At 48.1% G+C, this 17,167-nt stretch carries 15 protein-coding genes and 2 pseudogenes; 11 read left to right on the forward strand and 6 right to left on the reverse strand.

Going from position 1 to position 17,167, the window contains the following annotated elements:
* Positions 1–865, reverse strand: an 865-nt coding sequence (locus tag C1752_RS26235; protein WP_146242454.1) for a ribonuclease catalytic domain-containing protein, incomplete at its 3' end; no start/stop codon positions are given.
* A gap of 190 nt (positions 866–1,055) precedes the next feature.
* On the opposite strand from C1752_RS26235, the gene C1752_RS26240 reads away from it, so the two are divergent.
* Entirely contained in the window at positions 1,056–1,265 is a 210-nt protein-coding gene (locus tag C1752_RS26240) for a DUF2949 domain-containing protein (protein WP_110989005.1), read from the forward strand.
* On the opposite strand, the gene C1752_RS26245 is transcribed toward C1752_RS26240, so the two are convergent.
* On the reverse strand, positions 1,233–1,481 hold the full coding sequence (locus C1752_RS26245) for a hypothetical protein (protein ID WP_110989006.1): 249 nt from the start codon (positions 1,479–1,481) through the stop codon (positions 1,233–1,235). The genes C1752_RS26240 and C1752_RS26245 overlap by 33 nt on opposite strands.
* 139 nt (positions 1,482–1,620) lie before the next feature.
* Between C1752_RS26245 and recA the strand changes: the two genes are divergently transcribed.
* The 8 genes and pseudogenes from recA to C1752_RS26285 all read left to right on the forward strand — a co-directional run bounded on the left by recA (position 1,621) and on the right by C1752_RS26285 (position 8,646).
* The gene (gene recA, locus C1752_RS26250; protein ID WP_110989007.1) at positions 1,621–2,670 is read left to right on the forward strand and encodes a recombinase RecA; all 1,050 of its coding nucleotides are present in this window, start codon (positions 1,621–1,623) and stop codon (positions 2,668–2,670) included.
* 22 nt (positions 2,671–2,692) lie between these two features.
* Positions 2,693–3,529: an Rpn family recombination-promoting nuclease/putative transposase gene (locus C1752_RS26255; protein WP_110989008.1), complete on the forward strand. Its 837-nt coding sequence runs from the start codon at positions 2,693–2,695 to the stop codon at positions 3,527–3,529.
* A 32-nt stretch (positions 3,530–3,561) separates the two neighbouring features.
* Complete coding sequence (locus tag C1752_RS26260) at positions 3,562–4,767, forward strand: virulence factor (RefSeq protein WP_110989009.1); 1,206 nt, start codon at positions 3,562–3,564, stop codon at positions 4,765–4,767.
* 43 nt (positions 4,768–4,810) lie between these two features.
* Positions 4,811–4,930: pseudogene (locus C1752_RS26265) on the forward strand (DUF4351 domain-containing protein); the annotation flags it as partial.
* A 135-nt stretch (positions 4,931–5,065) separates the two neighbouring features.
* Positions 5,066–5,800 (forward strand): ParA family protein, encoded by a 735-nt coding sequence (locus tag C1752_RS26270; protein WP_110989011.1) that lies wholly within the window; start codon positions 5,066–5,068, stop codon positions 5,798–5,800.
* Positions 5,801–5,840: 40 nt separating this feature from the next.
* Entirely contained in the window at positions 5,841–6,638 is a 798-nt protein-coding gene (locus tag C1752_RS26275) for a ParB/RepB/Spo0J family partition protein (RefSeq protein WP_110989012.1), read from the forward strand.
* Positions 6,639–6,706: 68 nt separating this feature from the next.
* On the forward strand, positions 6,707–7,069 hold the full coding sequence (locus tag C1752_RS26280; RefSeq protein WP_110989013.1) for a hypothetical protein: 363 nt from the start codon (positions 6,707–6,709) through the stop codon (positions 7,067–7,069).
* A 278-nt stretch (positions 7,070–7,347) separates the two neighbouring features.
* Positions 7,348–8,646, forward strand: a complete 1,299-nt coding sequence (locus C1752_RS26285) for a tetratricopeptide repeat protein (RefSeq protein WP_158535230.1) — start codon at positions 7,348–7,350, stop codon at positions 8,644–8,646.
* Positions 8,647–9,239: 593 nt separating this feature from the next.
* On the opposite strand, the gene C1752_RS26295 is transcribed toward C1752_RS26285, so the two are convergent.
* Together C1752_RS26295 and C1752_RS29800 are read right to left on the reverse strand one after the other, a co-directional pair.
* On the reverse strand, positions 9,240–10,838 hold the full coding sequence (locus C1752_RS26295; protein WP_110989016.1) for an RNB domain-containing ribonuclease: 1,599 nt from the start codon (positions 10,836–10,838) through the stop codon (positions 9,240–9,242).
* Positions 10,805–11,116: an RNB domain-containing ribonuclease gene (locus C1752_RS29800; protein ID WP_110989017.1), complete on the reverse strand. Its 312-nt coding sequence runs from the start codon at positions 11,114–11,116 to the stop codon at positions 10,805–10,807. Before C1752_RS29800 ends, C1752_RS26295 begins: the two co-directional genes overlap by 34 nt.
* 95 nt (positions 11,117–11,211) lie before the next feature.
* Here C1752_RS29800 and C1752_RS30400 point away from each other — a divergent pair.
* A pseudogene (locus C1752_RS30400) lies at positions 11,212–12,043 on the forward strand (Rpn family recombination-promoting nuclease/putative transposase).
* A gap of 4 nt (positions 12,044–12,047) precedes the next feature.
* Here C1752_RS30400 and C1752_RS26310 read toward each other — a convergent pair.
* On the reverse strand, positions 12,048–13,157 hold the full coding sequence (locus C1752_RS26310; RefSeq protein WP_110989018.1) for a tetratricopeptide repeat protein: 1,110 nt from the start codon (positions 13,155–13,157) through the stop codon (positions 12,048–12,050).
* Between the two features lie 609 nt (positions 13,158–13,766).
* On the opposite strand from C1752_RS26310, the gene C1752_RS26315 reads away from it, so the two are divergent.
* Complete coding sequence (locus tag C1752_RS26315; protein ID WP_199464532.1) at positions 13,767–15,815, forward strand: bifunctional DNA primase/polymerase; 2,049 nt, start codon at positions 13,767–13,769, stop codon at positions 15,813–15,815.
* A 182-nt stretch (positions 15,816–15,997) separates the two neighbouring features.
* Here C1752_RS26315 and C1752_RS26320 read toward each other — a convergent pair whose 3' ends face one another.
* Positions 15,998–17,155, reverse strand: a complete 1,158-nt coding sequence (locus tag C1752_RS26320) for a glycosyltransferase family 2 protein (protein WP_110989019.1) — start codon at positions 17,153–17,155, stop codon at positions 15,998–16,000.
* Positions 17,156–17,167: the final 12 nt, after the last annotated feature.

The following is a 17,167-nucleotide window of genomic DNA, read 5'->3' on the forward strand; positions in this document are numbered from 1 at the left end:
AAGCAAAGTGTCCAATGAGCGCGGGGCCATACTCAGCTCTATTCATCCAGCCTTGCAGTCGCCGCCGAATCGCGGTGGCCGACCCCAGCACCAGCAACGCCTGCAGCATCTCGTCCTGGCCGGGTGCAATCGCTTTGGCGGTGTGGTTGCGATAGAGGGCCGGTTGATCGCGGTCGGCTAACCACTGGGCAGCAGCAGTATTGGCCGCAATCATAAATTCCTCAATTATGCGATGGCTATGGTACTTAGCATTGGGATTGGTGGAGAGTTTGCCTTCTTCATTGATGTATATGTTTTTACCGAAAGCTGATGCTCCAATAGCCCCTGTCGCCATCCGCTGCTGGTTCAGCTTGGCGGCCCACTGCTGGCATAGCTTTAGCGTATTGTGCCAGCGGAGTTTGGGGCTTGCAATGGCGTAGTCGGCTTCAGCGTAGGCAAAGCGTTTGGCGCTACTCAGGCAGGACTCGAAAATCTTGCAGTTACTGACTGAGCCGTCATTGGCTAACTCTAGTTCGAACGTAAGTGTGGCTCTCGGTTGTCCCTCCTGCAGGCTCAGTGTGGCCTCACTCAAGATCCTCGGCAGCATGGGGCTGTTGCCCTGCTTGTGATATCGGGTTTGGGTGGTTGCGATCGCGCTGTAGTCGAGGGGGGTGTTCTGGGGGATGCGATCGGATACATCGCTGATGTGGACTTGGAGGGTTGCGCCTGTATCTGTTTCTTCGCACCAGATCGCATCATCGAGGTCGAGGGAGGTGGGGCCGTCGATGGTAATGCCCTGGACTAGGATGCGATCATCGGCGGCGGTTTGAGATGAGACCGCTTTGGCTTGGGTGATTGCTTCTGTTGAGAAACGCTGTTCAATCACGGCTTGCTAGTCTCCTATCTATGAAGGTGCAAAGATTTCTAACACTATCGGCAAATCTGCACAAATTAACTGAATATCTATCAACAGGGAATTATTGATTCTATCTTTCGATAGGAAACACAAGGTAAGGACTGAGTTAACTTACTATCAACACTCTTCTGAACTCCGCACACTCTCATCGAGCAGACGCATGTCTTCCTCTGTTCAGGCCAAGCTAATCGAATATCTGAGACAGGAGTTGACGATACCCAGTGAGTCTATCAACCTCGCGCTACGTCAGCAACCTGAACCATCGAGCCATCTGCACATTATCCTGTGGCAATACGGTCTGATCACCCTAGAGCAGCTCGCCTGTGTCTTTGACTGGCTAGAGACCACCACTCCAGCTTTGACGCCCTAGCCATTCCCCCGCAATCTCAGGCTCTAGGGAAAAGTAGATAAAAATTCTTCCTGCCTCCAGAGCTGCTTCTTCTGAAGCGTATCGTTCTCCATCATGAAGCGCTGCCCCCTCCGGTGTTCTGACCCAGCAGCGGTATTCATCGGCATCAGAATAGCTGACCCAAACAATCCAGTCTGGGAAGGTTGAAACGTGAATCAGTCTGACCTGAGCATTCATCTCAGTGCTTCCATTAGCCTCAAAGAAAGGGGCAAAAAATGGTGCTTGACCCTGTTATGGTATAAGCGTACTATAAAGACCCACAGAACACCAGTCAGCACCTTCATAGGCACATCACTACCCTTCACGAGAGAGAACTATGGCTACCAGCGCGAATACAGATAAAGAGAAAGCCCTAGGAGTGGTCGTCAACCAGATTGAACGCACCTATGGCAAAGGAGCCATTATGCGCCTCGGTGATGCCGCTCGGATGCAGGTGGAAACCATTTCCACTGGAGCCTTGACCCTTGATATTGCCCTTGGTGGTGGTCTTCCCAAGGGACGCGTCATTGAAATCTACGGTCCTGAAAGCTCGGGTAAAACCACATTGGCCCTCCACGCGATCGCCGAGATTCAAAAAGACGGAGGTACTGCAGCTTTCGTTGATGCCGAACATGCCCTAGATCCTGTCTATGCAGGTGCTCTGGGTGTTGATATCGCAGAGCTTCTCGTTTCCCAGCCGGACTCAGGTGAGATGGCTCTGGAGATCGTTGATCAACTGGTGCGCTCCGCCGCCATTGATTTGGTGGTTGTTGACTCTGTTGCTGCTCTCACGCCCAGAGCTGAAATTGAAGGCGAGATGGGGGATTCCCACATGGGCCTGCAGGCCAGACTGATGAGTCAAGCCTGTCGCAAAGTGACCAGCAATATCGCCAAATCTGGCAGTACAGTCATTTTCCTCAATCAGCTCCGGCAGAAGATCGGCGTCACCTACGGCAACCCTGAAGTGACCACTGGGGGCAATGCGCTCAAGTTTTATGCTTCGGTTCGACTAGATATCCGTCGGATTCAGACCTTGAAGAAGGGCAATGAAGGCTATGGCAATCGTGTCAAAGTGAAAGTCGCCAAGAATAAGGTGGCTCCCCCGTTCCGCATTGCTGAATTTGATATCCTTTTTGGCCAAGGAATCTCCACATTGGGTTGCATTGTGGATATGGCTGAAGAGCACAACATCATTGTCCGCAAGGGAGCTTGGTACAGCTATGACGGCAACAACATTGCTCAGGGCCGGGAGAATACCGTCAAGTATTTAGAAGAGAATTCTGAGTTTGCTCAAGATGTAGAGCAGCAGGTGCGTGAGAAGCTCAAGCCAGAGCCAGCGGTAGAGCCTGAAGCAACTGCTGATGAAGAGGCCATCACTGCTTCATAGATACTCACGGTAGAACAGCTTCATGTTTGACAACACCTGTAAGTTCCTAGCGGAGGCATTTTCGAACGATTATGCTGCCTGGCTGTTGGGTCAGTCAGTCACCCTAACCCAGTTAAGCCCATCGGAACTTGCAGTAGAACCGATTCGTGCCGATGCCTTGATTCTTCTGGAATCGGACAATATCATCCTGCATTTGGAGTTTCAGACTGAAGCAGATCCAACAATGGCCTTTAGGATGTTGGATTATAGGACTCGTGCTTTCCGGCGCTTTCCGAGGAAGCAGATGAAGCAGGTGGTCATCTATCTGAATCCGACGACCTCAGAGCTGGTTTATCAAACAACGTTTGAAATACCGGGCACTCGTCATGAGTTTGAAGTTATTCGGCTGTGGGAGCAGCCCACTGAGCCGTTTCTTAATTCAGCGGGTTTATTGCCTTTGGCGGTACTGACGCAGGCTCAAGACAAAGCCCAGATATTGCGACAAGTCTCTGCAAGGGTAGAGGCTATTGAGGATAAACGGGCGCAAAGCAATGTGACAGCATCTGCCGCTATTCTGGCAGGGTTATCATTGGATAGGAACACCATCTACAAAGTGCTGAGGCAAGACATCATGAAGCAATCAGTGATCTATCAAGATATTCAGCAGGAAGGTGAACAGAGAGGAGAGCAAACGGGTGCTCTCAAGGGTGAACGCTCCCTCGTCCTTCGTCTGCTTGCCCGCCGCATTGGGGAGATTCCGGCTGAGTTGCGATCGCAGATTCAATCGCTGTCTCTAGAGCAGACTGAGGCGCTGGGAGAGGCGTTGCTGGATTTTACAGAAAGGTCTGATCTCACAAATTGGCTGAAATCTCACGAGTAATTCATACTGCGTCAACCGTTACGAGTTTTAAGATGAAACTTCGCTCGATCGAGACAACACCCAGTCCGAACTGCATGAAGCTGAATCTAGATGAACAGATTGGCACTAAGCCCCTGACCCTCAAAAAAGATGGCGAATTTATTGACGCACCAGAAGTCTTTCAGGACTTGCTTGCTCTAGAAGGGATACAGTCTGTCTTCTTAATGGGTGATTTCATCACGTTAACGCGCAAAGGGAATACGGATTGGCAACCCATCTTGTCAGAAGCAGGCAGTCTGCTCGGGCTTGCAGAAGAGGCAGATTCGAGCATCGGCGATAGTCTCGTCCAACGCCAATCCTCCTTCTCTGAGAATAAGGGTTCGTCTGCGCAGAGCCAGACTCAAAACTTCGGCCAGGTAGAAGTAGCTGTTCAGGTTTTTCGAGGCATTCCCATCCAAGTTCGTGTGATTTCTGGCGAGGGTGAGCAGGCTCGTGTCGCATTGCCAGAGCGGTTTAATCAGGCTCTCCAGAGAGCGATTGAATCAACCAATGCTGATTATGTTGTTGAGCGCCTCTGGTCCCCCTATCAACCACAATTTGGGCCACCAAATGAAATTGCTCAACAGGTCGCTGAGGAGATCGATATTCTGATTGACGAGCCTGAATTAAATCAAATTGAGAAGTCAGCAATTGATCATGAGCGAGGGAAGGAAATTCCTCATTCTGAACAGTCTCAGCAAGTGTTGCTATCGGAACTCCGCGAGACTGATTGGAAGCGACGGCTCAAAGCGATTCAGCAGATTGAAGTAGATTCAGAAACCTTCTCGGCAGTTGCAGTCGCTCTGAAAGATGAGCGCAACGGCATCCGCCGTTGGGCCACAGCCCTTTTGGGTGCAAGTGAAAATCCTGAAGCCCTCGATCCTCTATGTCAGGTATTACTCTCAGATCGTTCTCCCATCGTGCGACGGACAGCAGGGGATGCTCTCAGTGATTTGGGAGACCCCAAGGCAGCTGAGACGATGATTAAAGCTTTGCAAGATTCTTCTAGCTTAGTCAGATGGCGAGCGGGTCGCTTTCTTAACGAGTTAGGAGATACGAGTGCTGTCGCTCCCTTGAAGCAGGCTTCAGAGTTAGAAACTGAATTTGATGTTCGAGTCGAACTGATGGCTGCAATTGAACGCATTCAGGCCGGACGAGAGTTACAAATGCCGATGTGGATGCGGATCAGTCAGGGTAGAGAGAAAGAATTGAAGGGATAGAAACAGTTGTAGTCTACAAGTTCTCTAAGTTTAGTCGTGAAGCTTGAAATCGCAAATACAGTCGCTGACTCTGGAGCAGACTGAAGCATTAGGGGAGGCGCTGTTGGACTTTACAGAACGGGGCGATCTGGTGAGGTGGCTTGCACAGACCACGGACCCCTAAATATTTAGTTACTTTCGAACATCTCAGGCTTTCAATACCGTTATTAATCAGGTAAAGATATTGTGTTCAAACTTTCCGTGATTCAATAGAAGGGTTGATTTTCCAAAGATCATATATCCCTTCCTCAATCAGCCCATGATTCAACATCGTATCGCTGTAGCTGCCAGAAAAGGTGGGGTTGGTAAAACATCAATTTCTAGTGGTCTTGCTTCTATCTTGAGCACCCAGGATAAGAAAGTGCTTCTTATTGACCTGGATCCACAGTCCAATGCTGCTTATGCACTGGGCGTAGATCCCACTGCACCTGGAACAGCAGAACTTTTGACAGGGCAAAATCCGATACCGCTATCTGCAGCCAAAAACCTCGATGTCTTACCGGGTGGACCAAACCTGACTAGCCAACAAGTACAATCACTTCATCCAGAAGACCTTGCCGATTCGATCTCCACTCTGGATTATGATGCAGTATTGCTTGACTGTCCTCCAGGCAATGAAAGCTTAGAGCGCTTAGGAATAGTGGCAGCCAATATAGCCCTCGTGATTGCCAATGCCCACCCATTTGCCATCATGGGAGCTAATCGAGTCATCGGTATCCTTGAAGACTATTCCAGCAAAGGTAGACGGGGTGCCCAGCACTGGGCCATTGTAATGTCCCAGGTTGACGAACGCCGAGCAATGGATAAACAACTACCCGGTAAGTTGTTTGAAGTGTATAAGGACGTGAAAAATTTTACGATTCACCAAGATGTAAATATTGCCCAAGCAGGCGCTCAACAGCTTCCCTTGATGGAGTATGCATCGAATTCTCGCGCTGCCCAAGAGCTGACCCAAATCGTGCAGTGGTTTGAACAGCTTGAAAAATTAGCCTGACATATCTACTTGTAACCAAATCAATATTTTATGGAGCATCATGGCAAGACCAAGACGTAGTAGTGCAGATATGGTGGATTCTGCAACCAAGGCAGGCACTGCCATCCAAAAGCAGGACCGTGCAGTAGAAGCACAAGCCCAGGAAGAGAAGGCAAAACCGTCATCATGGCCGTTAGAGAAGATACTTGATCGCAGTAGTAATACCCGAGACATACAGGTTGAACATGTAGAAGAACTGATGGAATCGATTGCCGTCTTAGGTCTATTGGAACCTTTAGTCACGGATAACCGAGGCCGACTATTAGCCGGTGCCCACCGCAGAGCCGCAATCCATCTCCTCAAAGATATAGATACCAAAGCTTACCGTAGACATTTCCCAAACGAGCTGGTTCCGGTACGAATCATGCCCTTTGATGCAGAACAAGATCCAGACCTGGCACTTCAAGTTGAAGTTAGTGAAAATGAAAAACGTCGAGACTACACCCCCTCGGAAGTAAAATCTCTTGCCGCACAACTCAAGGAAGCCGGGTATGTCGATGTAAAAGGTCGGCCACCCAAAAGTAAAAAAGCGCTCCGTCCAGCCTTGGAAATAATTATTGGTAAGAGCATTCGTACTGTCCGACGATATCTCAACACTGAGACAGGGAAAAGTGTGACAGATGTCCGCCTTTCTGAAACTGAACTTGAAATAACTGCTTTAAGGCGTCTGCGTTCTGAATTAGTCCGCTGGCAACGCTCCAGCCTAGAACCTGGTGTACAGGAACTAACGCCTATGGATAAGGATGTGGCCAAGCTGATTCGACGGATTAACCGCAAGCTTGATTCTGTTGAAGGATAGTCTCAGTAGAGGGATGATTTTAATCTTGATGGTTTACCGGGTTGATCTAGAAAGCCGAGTATCTCGATGTGTTAGCTCTATTGCGCCAGCCCAAGGGCCGGAAGCCACCAGTTAAGCCTGATGACGGGATTGAATCTCGCGTTGCGATCGTGGAGAAGGAGGTGTTGCTGCAGGAGCTTGAGCTGCAGGAACCCGAAGAGGTGTTGAATGTGATCGAGGAAGAGAACGTGGGGGCTTGGGTGGATGCGATCGCACAGCATTTGGGCAATGGCAGAATCAATGTTTCTTTGGATGAGTTGCAGGAGCGGTTGGGGTTATCGCTGGGGCGGCTGTGGTTGGGCCTCTTGTTGGGCGGGGGCGGATTTGCTCTGCAAGGAGATTGCGATCGCTTCTATGACGGAAGTATTAGGGTGAGCTGTACCGGATGGTGACAATTAGGCAGGTTGCATCGAAACCAAAATCATCGGAGATTATGCCCTCAAATGAGTTTGGCTACTCCGAGCTGACGGTTTCGCCCGCTCGTATACCATGTCAGCTAATTTGACAACAACATCCTGCTTTGATCCCTCTGGGTAAGCCTTTCAAGACTTTTCTGTGCCACTAAGCCCGCAACCAGTAGAGCACCAAAAAAAACTGGATATCGTTGAGAAAAAGATGGGAAATGGGAAAACTATTTCTTAGGTGCTGTCAAGATCTAGATTTATACTCCATGAAAATTTTTCATCCAATAACGACTATATTGCTCAGTGCAGCCATACTAGTTTCAACCTCCTTTCAATCTGCCTATGCAAATAAAAAAATTGAGTGGATACTTCAACCCGTACTATTCGATGACCTTTATAAAGAGCAGCAATACACAGGCCATATAGGATTGCAATCACATCTAGAAACTCTAATTAAGCGTCATCCGAAGAATTCGAAACTGTACAACAATCGGGGACTAATTCACGCTCAATTTAATGAATTCACTAAAGCTGTATCTGATTTTGATAAGGCTATATCAATCAATCCATACAATGCCGCACCATACATCAATCGTGGGCTTGCTTATGCTTACTTGAAAGAAGATGCCAAGGCACTATCAAGTTTTAAAAAGGCCATATCAATCAATCCATATGAAGCAAGAACATATAATAATCGTGCGCTTATATATCTTGGTTTAAATAAATATTCTAAAGCAATATTAGATTACGATAAATCTATTTCCATCAACCCAAGAAATGCCAGAACATATTCTAGTCGTGGAGATGTCTACTCCATAATCAATGAACATGACAAGGCGCTCTCCGATTATCAGGAAGCTGTTGAAAGGGGAGCAGATGATATCGATGTCTATGTCAATCGGGGAAATACTTATGCAAGACTAAAGGAATATAACAAAGCGCTCTCCGATTATGCAATAGCTTTTGAAAAAGGTGCGAAAAGTCCCCATTTCTATAACAGTCGGGGAATTACTTACTTAGAAATAAAAGAATATGATAAAGCCCTTACTGATTTTAATCAATCGATTAAACATGGTGGATTATCAGATGGGTATTATAACCGAGGTCGCACCTACTATTTATTAAACGAATATGAGAAGGCCATCTATGACTACGAATATGCTATTAGTCTAAGTTCAAAAGGATTTGATTCCTCTATTGTATATCCCGCTCGTGGCCTTACCTACTACCGTTTGAAGGAATATCCTAAAGCCCTTTCTGATTTTGAAGAAGCTATTTCTCTTAGTCCTGAAAATCCTATAGTTTATAATCGGCGGGGCCTTGTTTATGCTGAATTACAGCAATATTTCAGAGCACTATCTGACTATAACAATGCTATTTCTCTAGATCCATTCTTTGGTGAAGCATACGCAAATCGAGGAACTGTTTATGCTTCAATGGGAAAGATAAATCTAGCGAGGCAAGATTTAAAAACTGCGGCAGATCTATTCAAGAAAGAGGGTAATGAAGAAGGATCTCAGATGTTAATTCAAACATACAAAAAGTACAATATAAGTCCAGAGTAGACCGAAATCTCAGATTAGAGGGTTGCGTTGCAAAGTCGCAACCCTCTAGAATAAAGGGGGGTAGCTAGATTCAGGCAGTTGCTACAGTACGTTGGGTTGTCGGAAGATAGTGTCTTTTGGGGACTAATCCTGGGTTGTTTCGTCTTGAAGGGGCATGGCGGATCATTCTATGGGAATGGTCTTAATAATCAATCAAAGAGAGTACTCATTTCTTGGAAAATCAATGAGTATTTCATTCAGGAAAGAGAGTGAGTGGCTTGGATATTTGCTCGTACTGCTGATAACGACTGGGTTGATGATGGCCACGTTTTCGTTGCTGCCGAGAGCCTCTATAAGTGTACTTACTGTGTTGAGCGGTTTTTGTGGACTGATAGGTCACGGATTCTCGCTAGATGATTCACTATTGTCAGTTGTGGCCCTGACTATTTCTTCTGATTACTTTGTGCTTGGGCCGTTCTTTCTCGGTTTCATTTGCTCATCTATACTAATGGTCCGGTTGATCGACTCCGAATGGTTGTCGCTGAGAGTTCTCAACTGCTCCAAGATATACAAGGCATGGTTCCAACTTTTTCCACTCTCGGTTGCTTGTCTGGCTAATGCTTCAGGTATGACCAATTTGTTCTAAGCTCTGCCAAATGTAATAGAACACTAGATGCCGCCCTCTGCTTCGCCAACTTTTTCTTCTGCGCGATCGCATCCCCCACAACCCCAGCACAAGCGCACCGGCAGTAGAACCCCTCCGATCGCTCCTCGTATACAAAGACTGGAGACTCCCAATCCATCAACTGACAGATTTCAATTAAAGTCCCCACATGGTTCTGTCCATCCACCAAAGGCTTCTCTAGAATTGCCTTCAGCTTCAGTTCACGCGGTTCCACCACCGGCTCTACTGCACTCTCAACCACCGGCTGCTCCGGCACTACCCGCGCATCGACTCCCGCCAGCTCCCCGCGAACAAAGCTACAGAGCCACAGCCAACAAGCCCGATGCTTCGCCGCCAGCTTCCGCCGATCGCAACCCGGCCCCACCGTCGTCCGCACATCGCCATCGATGTATACTTCAGCCCAGGCCAAGAAAGAACCCTCCTGCGATAACTCTGTATATTCCAGTTTCTCCCACTCTTGCTCTTGAGAAACGGCCATAGACAAGACGCTTGCTGCATCCTGAGTTTTACTCTCAAGGTGCGAGAGAACCCGCTCCTGCAGCTCCCGGTCCCTTCCTTGTATAAGCAATAAATAGTAGTCGAGCACCACCAGCCTCCCCTGAGACAAGCGCGATCGCACCTCCTCTGCCAGAGCAGGCGGCAGCTCACCCTCAGCATGTTTGATCAACCGCGAGAATTCCTTCTCGGGCAGCTCATCAAAACTCTCATCAGACTCCAGCTTTTCCTGTAGCTCCTGCTTCGCCTTGTCCTTGAAGTAGGTGCTGGTGCGTTGTTCTTCTTCGAGCACAGTCCCATTGATATGCCGACCTAAATTCTCTAGATCCTCCTTTGAATAGGGGGACGCCTCCCCGCGTAGCAGAGCCTTTATGATCCGATGGTTGATCAAGTCGGCAACTCGACGAATAGGCGAAGTGAAGTGCCCGTATGCCGGAAGATTGAGCGCAAAGTGTCCAATCAGCGCCGGTCCATATTCAGCCTTATTGAGCCAGCTCATCAACCGCCGTCGTATCTCCTGAGCAGACCCCGCCACCAGCAATGCCTGCAGCATGTCGTCCTGGCCGGGTGCGATCGCTTTTGCCGTGTGGTTGCGGTAGAGCGCTGGTTGATCGCGGTCGGCTAGCCATTGGGCGGCGGCAGTGTTGGCCGCAATCATCATTTCCTCAATGATGCGATGGCTGTGGAATCTGGCATTTGGATTGTTGGTAATTCGCCCTTCTTCGTCGAGGTAGACCTTGCTGCCGAAGACGGACATGGCCCCGAGTGCCCCTGTTGCCTTCCGCTGCGCGTTCAGCTTTGCGGTCCACTCCTGCATCAGCTTCAGCGTGCTGTGCCATCGGAGTTTTGGGTGGCTGATCGCATAGTCGGCCTGGGAGTAGCTGAACCGCTTTGCACTCTGGAGCTGAGACTCGAAGATTCTGCAGCCAGTGACTTTGCCTGTTGGGTCTAGCTCTAGCTCGAACGTCAATGTGGCTCGGGGTTGGCCTTCCTGTAGGCTCAGGGCATCCTCGCTGAGGACTCGCGGCAACATTGGATCGTTGCCCTGCTTGTAGTATCGCTTCGGGTGGTTGCGATCGCACTTTCATCTAGGGGAGTGCCTGGGGGGATATGTTCTGATACATCGCTGATATGGACTTGGAGAGTTGCGCCAGTCTCTGTTTCCTCTAGCCAGATCGCATCGTCGAGGTCGAGAGATGTGGGGCCGTCGATGGTGAACCCCTGGACCTGGGGGCGATCGTAGTGATGGGGGTGGGTTGCGATCGTTTTGGCTTGGGTGAGGACAGGGGCGCTGAAAAGAAGCTGGGGCATGGTGAAAGGCTGAACGGGCTGTGTTCGTTTCTATTATGTCCGTGTTCAAAGATGCGATCTCATTTTCTGCGGGTCCGGTCTGATAAAATCACTCTATGTATGACAGCACCTGTAAGTTCCTCGCAGAGTCATTTTCGAGCGATTTCGCTTCGTGGCTGCTGGGTAGACCCATCGCTTTTACGAAGCTGAGTCCTTCTGAATTATCACTGGAGCCGATTCGCGCAGATGCATTGATTCTATTGGAGTCTGAAGAGTTTGTACTCCATCTGGAATTCCAAACTGAGCCAGATAAAATAATGGCCTTCAGGATGATTGATTATAGGCTGCGGGTCTTTCGCCGTTTTCCTAATAAACAGATGAAGCAGGTGGTGATCTATCTGACTCCGACAAGTTCTGAGTTGGTTTATCAGACGGTCTTTGAGATTCAGGGAACCCGGCATGAATATGAGGTTGTGCGGCTTTGGGAGCAGCCGACAGAAGCTTTTCTCAACTCACCAGGGTTGTTGCCCTTTGCTGTATTGACGCAAACATCAGACAAAGCAAGAACCTTGCAGCAAGTGGCTGCTCGGTCTGATGTAATGGAGGGTATGTGAGAGCAAAGTAACGTGGTGGCCGCTGCTGCAATTCTGGCCGGGTTATCATTGGAAAGGAGCTTTATCAATCGAGTTCTTCGCAAGGAAATTATGCAACAGTCAGTCATCTATCAAGACATTAAAGATGAAGGCCGTGTAGAAGGGCGCGAGGAAGGGCGTCTCGAAGAAAGCCAGTCCCTCGTTCTCCGCCAGCTCAACCGCCGCATTGGGGAGATTCCGGCTGAGGCGATCGCAGATTCAATCGCTGTCTCTAGAGCAGACTGAGGCGCTGGGAGAGGCGTTGTTGGATTTTACGGAAAGGGATGATCTGGTGGGGTGGCTGGAGAGGATCTAATAGCTTAGATTTCACTCAATGCAGCAACCGCTTCTTGATATCCTTCAGCATCGTTTTGCTGCTGTAGTAACTCAATGGCCTTTCGTAAGTCTATCTTTGCCTCCTTTATCTTTCCCCTCTTTCCTTGGACAATGCCACGGTTCATGAATGCTCTTCCATTATTGGGTTCGAGAGATACTACTTCAGTGAAATCGGTGAATGCTTGCTCGAATTGTTGGGTGATTTGGTAAGAGCGTCCACGACTGTAAAATGCGTTAGCGTTACCGGGGTCAACTGAAAGTGCTTTCGTAAGATCAGAGATACCTTCTGAATGTTTGCCTTGCTTGATGTGGGCAGCACCTCGATTGATATAGCCTTCAGGATTTTCTGGCTGGAAGGTAATCATCTGAGAAAAGTCTGATGCTGCTTGATTGAATTCGCCAGTCGCCATGTAGACGCTGCCGCGTAGACTGTAAAAGGAAGCTCTCTCAGGAGTAAGTTTGATTGCAAGATCTACGTTTTTTTTCGCATCATTGTAGTTGCCTGATGCGAAGTAGACAATTCCAAGATCGTAGTAAGTTTTAGCATCCTTCGCATCGAACGTCAGCGCTTGATAAAAGTCTGAGAGTGCTTCAGTGTATTTCTGCTGAATCATGTAAGCCTCCCCTCTGCTTCTCAGAGCCAGGGCAAGTTCAGGATTGATGCTAATAGCCTTTGTGTAATCTGCAATTCCTCTGTCAATTTCTTTCATGACGACAAACAGGAAGCCTCTGGAGCTATAAGCTTCGGCATTGTCAGGATCAAGTGCTATCGCCTTGGTATATAGTTCAAGTGCTCCCTTTAAATCTCCTCGCTGAAATTTTCTTTCCGCTTCAGCCAGCAAATTCTCAGTTGTTTCGGAGTCTTCTAGAGCGCGGCCAAGCTTGATTTCAGGAATTGCTGGAAACTTAAGCTCTTCTCCATCAAAACTCCTGTCTCTTATCAAAAAAACAGCGTTCCGATTTCCCACCGCTCTCTGGACTTCCCCTAGCTCTGCCTGCGTCGGCTGTCGTATCTGCTGTGCGATCGCTGTAGCGATGAATCCTTGGCTCACGAGAAGGGATGTTGCGAGTGATGCAAGCTGCTGGTTTCTCATGGGTATTTGTGTGGACGATTCTATCGTTAGGCTACCGCTCTTTTTCTTTCCCTACAACCTTCGTCAGAAGCCCCCCAAAACCCTCCGTGCTTTACATAACTCAAGGTGATGTTTACATATCGTTACTAAAAAGCTGGATTTTGGCCCAAATTTTGGATGATTTTGGGGGTCTCCCTATACTTCAATGGAGGTGTGTCTACTTATAGATCCTGTGATCTTTTGTTTTAAACCCTTTGTCGATAGGGGCGTGAGGCGTACACTTGATCGGTAATTGAACAGAACGCGCAAGGAGGAATCTAAAACGGTCTTTAAAACCTAAAAAACCCGAGACTGGCATCTCAGGTCTTTAGGCAATTATTTCGCGAAGTCGCGGGAATTAACTGAAAGCTTAGCAGGCTAGATGTTAAAACCTTTAGGTCGTTCGCCTATTTTAAGCTGGAAACATGCAGAAGTGCAACCAGCGATAAATATCTCTTAACGGACGACCTCGACCTCGCTCCATCACTACGATAGGAGCCTCGACGTGTTCAACAGTGTTCGACGGCCAACGCCATTATTGGCGGTGGATTCGTGCGTCCAAAATTCAGCTCACTCTTATGGAGTCACCCCATGAGAGCAGGCGCATACCCTCAGCCCTCCGACGAGCGCCGTCGCTCTCGAAGGCATCAGAAGACCTCTCGCCGCACTCAAGATCCCCTCCCCAAGAGTGCAACTGGCCGAAAGCTAGCTGAACTGTTCCCTAACGGTTGGGATTGGATCTATGCCAGTGCTCCCCACCCCGACGAATCGCCCCAGTGGGAGACGATTGGTCAGTTTCCCTTAACGCCCATCGAGCTAGAGCAGCTTCATCAAGATCCCGAAAGCCTAGTCGGTATCCGCCCCAATGCCCAGTCGCGGTGGCTCGTGATCGACATCGACCACCACTCCCTCTACCATCCCAGCCATAACCCCCAGTGGCTCCCCAGGATTCAGGAGATGCTGGAAGACATTGGTATCTGTAGAACTCTTCTGTGCCAGAGCAGCTTTAGTGGTGGTCTGCACCTCTACCTTCCGCTTCCCCAACCCGTCTCAAGCTACTGGTTAAGTATTTGCATCAAACTGAATCTAGAAGCCATCGGTATCAAATTAATAGGTGGTGACTGCGAGATCTATCCCAACCCCAAACGCTATGTTCCCAAAGGGCAAGGCTACAGTAAATACGCCGCCATTCGCCTACCTATGCAGCCCGAGAGTGGATTTTACCCGCTCGATGCAGACTTGAACCCCCTCCCTTGGACCCTAGATCAATGGCTAGCCGCCTTTGAGCAAGCCGCAAGCCATCAAGATATAGAAACCTTTACCCGCGCCCTCACAGATAGCCAAGAGACCTACAAACTCCGCCGTCATCATCACCCCAAAACCTTAAATAGCTGGCAGCAGCGGAATGACCAAGAGAAAGCCCAGGGCTGGACCGGCGCTGGGCAAACCAACGCCAAGCTCAAAGTTTTTGCCTGTGAAGCCCGAGTGTTCATGGGTATGGACTCCGTTGAACAAATCGCAAACTATGTCGAAGAAACCGCCCGCAACAGCCCCGGCTTCTATCAACACAGTCGTCATGTTCATGAACTTCCCCGCAGGTGTAAAGACATCGCATATTGGGCCATGCGCTACTACTGGCCCAACGGAACCACCCCCCTAAGAGAAACCAAATATCACAGCAGAGAGACAGCCCCCGCCGACTTCAACTATCACCAAGCCAAACGCAATGCCGCCAGCCATCGCATCAAAGAAGCCGTTACCCAGCTAGTCGAAGAGGAACGACTGCCCAAGAAGGTATGCGATCGCGCCAAGGCTATCATCGAACTCTCTCATGTCTCTCAGCAGACCCTGTACAAGGCCCACAACAAGTCATTGTGGCACCCGAAGGAATACCAAGCTCCACCCACTTCAAAACAGTCTCAAACCCAATCAGAGCGAGACATTACACAACAACCATCAAAAAATAGAAAAGGAGGCGTTAGCCAACCACTCAAACTCCTACTACATATAGTTATTTCACAACTCCTAATACAAGTAGGGTTTGTGTACGCACTCCTCAAAATATCAGCCGCGACTGCCCTGGCCCTCAAAGGCCAAAGGGCAGGTCAAGCGGCGCTGGGATTGCAAAATCTTGAAGAAGGGGGGGAGTCTGAGGGGGGCAGCATTGCTCATCAGAGGGCTGAGGTTGCCCACATAGAGAACTGGCAGCAGCTCCAGTTGTCGCTTCCTGAGAGGTTTCGGCGCAAGATTGAACAAGTCAAGAGTAACTTGCGATCGCCTAAGGTTGTTCAGCTGCCACTACCGCAGCAGCTAGAGACAGATCCTACTGCTGATAACGAAGGCAGTAGGATTGGTGAAGGTTGTGATCGTCGGATCAAACCCTTGCTAATGCAACCTGAGATGCCGGTCGTTTTAACTGAGGCTGATGTTGGGCCGTTGCGATCTCCGTCTGAAAAAGAAGAGCGTGAGTTTAGTGTTTGGTTTGATTTGGCGGTGCAGGTGGGGATAGTCTTCGATTCAGAATGGCAGGAGGGTGAGTATTGGGTCGAGGCTTTTGACGGCTGGCATCCCTTTGCAGAGATAGTGGCTACTTTTTCAGTCTCAGCTCTCAATCGAATACTAGAAAATAAACTTATATGAAATGTCTGCTTGTACTAATCTTGAAGAAGGCGACTGGCAACCCTGGGCTGAGCTGTCGTTTGCTTTTACCATTAGGTGTCTAAAGAGGTTGGGAGCGAAGGATATACCTTAATGATTTTGGTTGTTTTGAACAAGTATCTATTGCAGAATATCGTTTGATGCCAGCGGCCATATGATTGCTGCTATCCAGCGCTAAGCGTATCTGTGTCGAGTGTGATCCATCTATTCCGCCATAGAACTCGTTTTGAAAATATACTTTGAATAAATATAGGAAATACCCAGATTTCTGAGAGGGCTGCAACCCAGAGAAAAGGCCACAATTGTTTGTCTCGAACAATAAATATATTTATAGCTGCTGCAGAAGTTATGTCGGTTACCAATGTACAAATGACAAGAAATATTCCCAAAATTTGAAAGTTGCCACTTAATATAGTAGTTATTAAGAAAGCTAGAGACCACCAGAAAGGAATGCCTAAGAATATAGTGATTGGAGTTAAGGACGGAAAATAATATCGAATAGTCACTAGCCATCGATGAACTTGCCACCAAAGTCTTCTTAATGTATCTGTATGGTGATAAATTCTTGCAGGCTCTCTCAGTAGCTTTAATCTATAGCCCGCTTTCGTAACGGCTTGACTGAATGATATATCAAGTCCAACCTTGTTCTTCGCAATACATTCCAACCCACCAATTCTTTCAACAACTTCTCTGCGTGTCACCATGCACGAACCAACTGCTGCTGAAATTTTTTCTTGTTGAGCTGATACTCCAGAATTAATGATAGATGCACAGACCGAGATGTTATGTAAAGCAGCAATCCAATTTTTGCTTCCGACTGCTGCAGGTACAGCAAAAGCGATACCAATTTCATCATTTGTGACGATACTGGATGCATGTCGTGAAAGAAAGTCTGGGCTAAGTCTGACATCAGAGTCTACAAGCACAAAGACATCATTATTGCTTTTCTGAATACCTGCAATTTGATTCTTTAGTTTTCCAGAGCCTAAACAATTATGGCTGTATACAATATGTACGGGACAGCTATTAAGACTTTCCTTTTGTATCTTCTTTAGTAGTAATGTTGCTGGATCATCACTATCTTCTAATGCAAATATAATATCGTATGTACCAGAATATTTCTGAGATAAATAGCTTTTATAGTTTTCCTCTGCACCTTGATCTAGTCCTCGAACTGGTACAATTATTGAAATGCTAGGTTTCTCATCACTCTTATTGAATGATTCTTGCTTAAAATATTTGATTGCAAGGATAAGGCCCACGAGTTTTGCTGTGATAGAAAACACTATTGGAATTACTAAGAGTAAGTTGATTCTATTCATAAATACTGAAGT

It is taken from the genome of Acaryochloris thomasi RCC1774, assembly GCF_003231495.1.
Classification (GTDB): Bacteria; Cyanobacteriota; Cyanobacteriia; order Thermosynechococcales; family Thermosynechococcaceae; genus RCC1774.